This is a genomic window from Allomesorhizobium camelthorni (assembly GCF_011045125.1).
In the GTDB taxonomy this organism is placed as follows: domain Bacteria; phylum Pseudomonadota; class Alphaproteobacteria; order Rhizobiales; family Rhizobiaceae; genus Allomesorhizobium; species Allomesorhizobium camelthorni.
Genome location: NZ_JAAKZF010000194.1, coordinates 1 through 3,540, shown reverse-complemented (window position 1 = coordinate 3,540; position 3,540 = coordinate 1). Strand labels below are relative to the sequence as shown.

Sequence of the window (3,540 nt, the reverse complement as noted above, 5' to 3'; positions counted from 1 at the left end):
GTCTTGCGCTTCAAGCGCAATGGGCATGTGCTCGCCGTCGCCTCGATCTTCCGTGACGTCGAAAGCCTCCAGGCCGAGGTGTCCATGGAGCGGGACACGCCAACCTAGAGTAGCACTGTCACATTAACGTGGGAGAGATCGAAATCCGACAAATCGCCAAGCGGGACGATTGTGTCGCATGGCACTTAAAAGGGGGCTTCCTCAATTTGTGTGGTGATCGCGGACATGGATCGGTAGCATCCTGGCCCTTAGGAGTTCGGCGCCGGCTCGGCCGTACATGGTGCGTTTGAGGGTCTTGAGACTGTTGATGCGCTTCGGTCTGGCCGTTGCTCCAAGGCAGCTGGATGGCGTTCCTGACGGCATCGATGTCGAGTCGTATGGCCCGCGCGAAACGCTGCATGCCAACGATGCCGGAGCCATGTGCATCGTCGATCCAGCCTTCCAGGCTGCGAACGTCCTGACTTCGAAAGATAGCCCTCAGGCGCATGGCATGGCTGCGCAACACCGCGAAATCCGGCGAAGCCTGCGTCAGGACATCCACCTTCCTTGCTTGATCCGGGAGAGGTTGGCTTCGGGGCTGCTCTGCGCCGGTCCGGCGGCACATCGTAAGTGAGCCACCTCGCGATGCTGCGCCGCCCATAGCCGGTCCGACGGGCAATCTCCGTGAATGACAGCCCCTGTTTTCGCAAGGCATGGATCGTATCGAAGACTGCTTGCCTCGATTGTCGATGCGTTTGCCGGGCGTGTCGTCGATGCCGCGCTGCTGTCTGCCGCTCTTCTTGGGTCGCAGCTTCGTAGCAATCCTCGTAATCAGCTGCATCAGGAAGCAGGGCGACCGGTTGAACGATCCGCGCGGCTCATCTGCTCCTCGATAGCACACCGCAGATTCTGCATGAGATGGAACCGATCGGCAATCCGGCGCGCTTGCGGCGCACCTCGCGAACAGCTTGCGCGTACACACCACACCGATCACGACTGACGATCTCAACCTCGGAATGCCGCCTGAACCAAATCGGCCGTGCCCCTCGTGCTGCGATCTTCGAGCACGTCGACAACCTCACGTCTTTCCAGGTCCACGATGATGGGCCCGTAGCGCCAGGACCGGCGCCAGCTCCAGTCGTCAATACCGACAATCCGGGAGGAGATTGGCCTGTTCCGTGCCGCATGACGTTTGAGGTGCCGTAGGATCGTGTCGTCGCTGACTGGCATGCCCCAGACGGGTCATCAGACGTTCAGGAAGCCCGCCGGCGCTAAGGCCGAGCAGACCGACAATCTCTGCGACCCTCCTTGTCCGGCGCGCATAAGGGGAAGCAATCGTCGGCAGTCGGTCGGTGAACGTTTGTCGTTCACATTTCTGATGCGCACACCGCCAGCGGCTCAGCCGTAGCTTCACCGTCACGGTCTTGCCCTGGACCGGCAGGTCCTGAAGGCTGCGGTTGAACCAGCCATGCCGATTTCGCGTCCGCTATTCTCCCCTCGGATGAATCCCAGGCCGAAAGTCTTCAGCCGTCGGTGCTGACCGCCTCAATATTCTGTTCCGGCAGACTCTCCATTGCGACCAATTCCTTAGCGCAAAGCTCGGCAGCGCCAGGAATAGTATCTTCCATGCCGGCCAGCATGGCCCAGCCACCATCCTCGATGAAGGTGTCGCGTTCCCATGTCGAGGCTTCTTTCAGCGCGGCAAGTTGTTCGGCTGCACCTTCCGTCGAGACAAAGTTCTGCACACATAGCGATGCCGCAAGCGTCGAGCGCGCTTCCCTCGCCGCCAGTTCGGCCATGACGGCCGCGCCTCCACCAGTGGTCCAGCCGCCGACGGTAAAGCCGAGGATCATTGTCAGCACGGAGATGCCCGCGAGGGACCAGAACCAAAGGGTCTTGGACGGACGATAGTTTTGCCAACGTTGCGAGAGCGGTTCGGTTTCGGACATGTCTTTCTTCCTTTCACGCCATATCTCACCCTGTAATGTTTCGAGACTACCACCACTCTCGATTTTGTTGAACCCTTAACTGGGAGTTTGCGAAGCGTGGGGGGCTACGACCGTTGGTTGCGTTTTGTGGCAATCTAACCCCTTCTAATCCGTGCGCATCGGTCCGGAGGCGCGCTTGGGGCATATGCCGGCGGGTCCGGCGATCAGTTCGCCGGCTTTGTCGCCGCATAGATCACGACATCGCTGCCGACGAATTCGATCGCCAGAATGTCGCGAAACAGGATCTGCCGGGAATCGATGGCGTGGTAGAGCAGCGCATTGCCCTCAAGCTCCTGCCGAAGCTGGGCGATCTCTTCCTTGTGCTCCTCGAGCTTGGCGGAGATCGCCGCAGGCGGTCCACCCTCGGTCGCCGCGGTATCGGTGAGGAAGACAATATCGATCTTGTCGAGCGCCGTCGTCTTGCGCACGGTGCTGATGTTGTCGGCGGTCGTTTCGATCGCCTTGATGACGCGATCCATGTCGGCGGCAGCTTCCACCTGCTCTTCCTGCACCTCGGAGCCGATAATCTTGTCGATCGTTTCGGGATCCTGCAGCCCTTGCGCATGTAAGCCAGACGCCGCCGACATCGCAACCAAGACCAGTGCGACGGCCATGGTCAGCCCGCGCGGCTCTGGCGAGTATATGGGACCGGATTCATACAACATGCTTCTCCACTTCACTTTCCTGCCTCGACGTCCAGCGGACACAATCCGCCTGATGCGCAATACGCGCCGATCGGCGTAATACCGCACTCTGATCCACACCGTTACCATACACATTGTGTCGCGGCATGGTTCCCAAGCAGCTGGCGCGCTCGGCAGGGCTTGAACCTGCAACCGCCAGATTCGAAGTCTGGAACTCTATCCAGTTGAGCTACGAGTGCGTTACCGACCTCGAACGTCGGCTATCGAAGCAAGGCGTTTTCCGGCAATCGCAGCGCGGTGGCAATGCGGCGGAGCTTGATCGGATCGGCGTCGATACCGCTTTCGAGGTCGGCGATCTCGCTGAATGCCAGTCCGCATGTCAGCGCCAGTTCCTCAATGCTGTAGCCTACGGAGTCCCGGATCGTTCTGACGATGTTGGCGCCGGCGCCGACGGCGACCGCTACGGTTTCGGGGAGGGCGTAATCTTTGCCGGAATAGGACATGGGCAACTCCATCGATCGAAATCGGGCCGGTTTGCGACCTGTTGAATTCTCCGGTCTGGTATGCGGAAGGGGCAGACAATGCCCTCCCGTCAATGATTTGCCAAGCCGGGAAGCACGGTCGCGGTTGGGCCGTCAGCAGCGGTGCGGCCACGACGCCCATCTCGTGACAACGGGTACACCCTGACCGATGCGGGACGAGAAGCACCGCAGCGCTGGCCGCAACACTGCCAAGACCAACCGACTCGGCGACAGTGCGGTCATGCCGGTCGCACTGCCAGCGTGGCAGACGATCTTCCGCACGGACAGGAGCCATCAGAGGATGCCCCATGCCCGGTAGCGTCCCCTACCCGTGATCTCGCGCAGGCCGAGTTCAGCGACGAGATTAAGCGCCCCCCGCGTCGTCACCTTCAGGTCCCTTTCGATCAT

At 60.6% G+C, this 3,540-nt stretch carries 4 protein-coding genes, 1 tRNA gene and 1 pseudogene; all 6 read right to left on the bottom strand.

What is annotated here, in order from left to right; all coding sequences use genetic code 11:
* Positions 1 to 201: 201 nt before the first annotated feature.
* Positions 202 to 1,465: pseudogene (locus G6N73_RS35010) on the bottom strand (ISL3 family transposase); the annotation flags it as partial.
* 37 nt (positions 1,466 to 1,502) lie between these two features.
* Complete coding sequence (locus tag G6N73_RS35005) at positions 1,503 to 1,928, bottom strand: hypothetical protein (protein WP_165034440.1); 426 nt, start codon at positions 1,926 to 1,928, stop codon at positions 1,503 to 1,505.
* A 203-nt stretch (positions 1,929 to 2,131) separates the two neighbouring features.
* Positions 2,132 to 2,629, bottom strand: coding sequence for a hypothetical protein (locus tag G6N73_RS35000; protein WP_246252819.1), 498 nt, complete (start codon positions 2,627 to 2,629; stop codon positions 2,132 to 2,134).
* Between the two features lie 144 nt (positions 2,630 to 2,773).
* Positions 2,774 to 2,850: transfer RNA gene (locus G6N73_RS34995), tRNA-Arg, on the bottom strand.
* Between the two features lie 21 nt (positions 2,851 to 2,871).
* Entirely contained in the window at positions 2,872 to 3,114 is a 243-nt protein-coding gene (locus G6N73_RS34990) for a helix-turn-helix domain-containing protein (protein ID WP_165034439.1), read from the bottom strand.
* A gap of 312 nt (positions 3,115 to 3,426) precedes the next feature.
* On the bottom strand, positions 3,427 to 3,540 hold a 114-nt coding region (locus G6N73_RS34985), incomplete at its 5' end, for a helix-turn-helix domain-containing protein (protein ID WP_165034438.1).

Excerpts from the sequence above, each read along its gene's own strand:
- G6N73_RS35005 (WP_165034440.1), bottom strand. The coding sequence starts at position 1,928 with ATGTCCGAAACCGAACCGCTCTCGCAACGTTGGCAAAACTATCGTCCG.
- G6N73_RS34990 (WP_165034439.1), bottom strand. The coding sequence starts at position 3,114 with ATGTCCTATTCCGGCAAAGATTACGCCCTCCCCGAAACCGTAGCGGTC.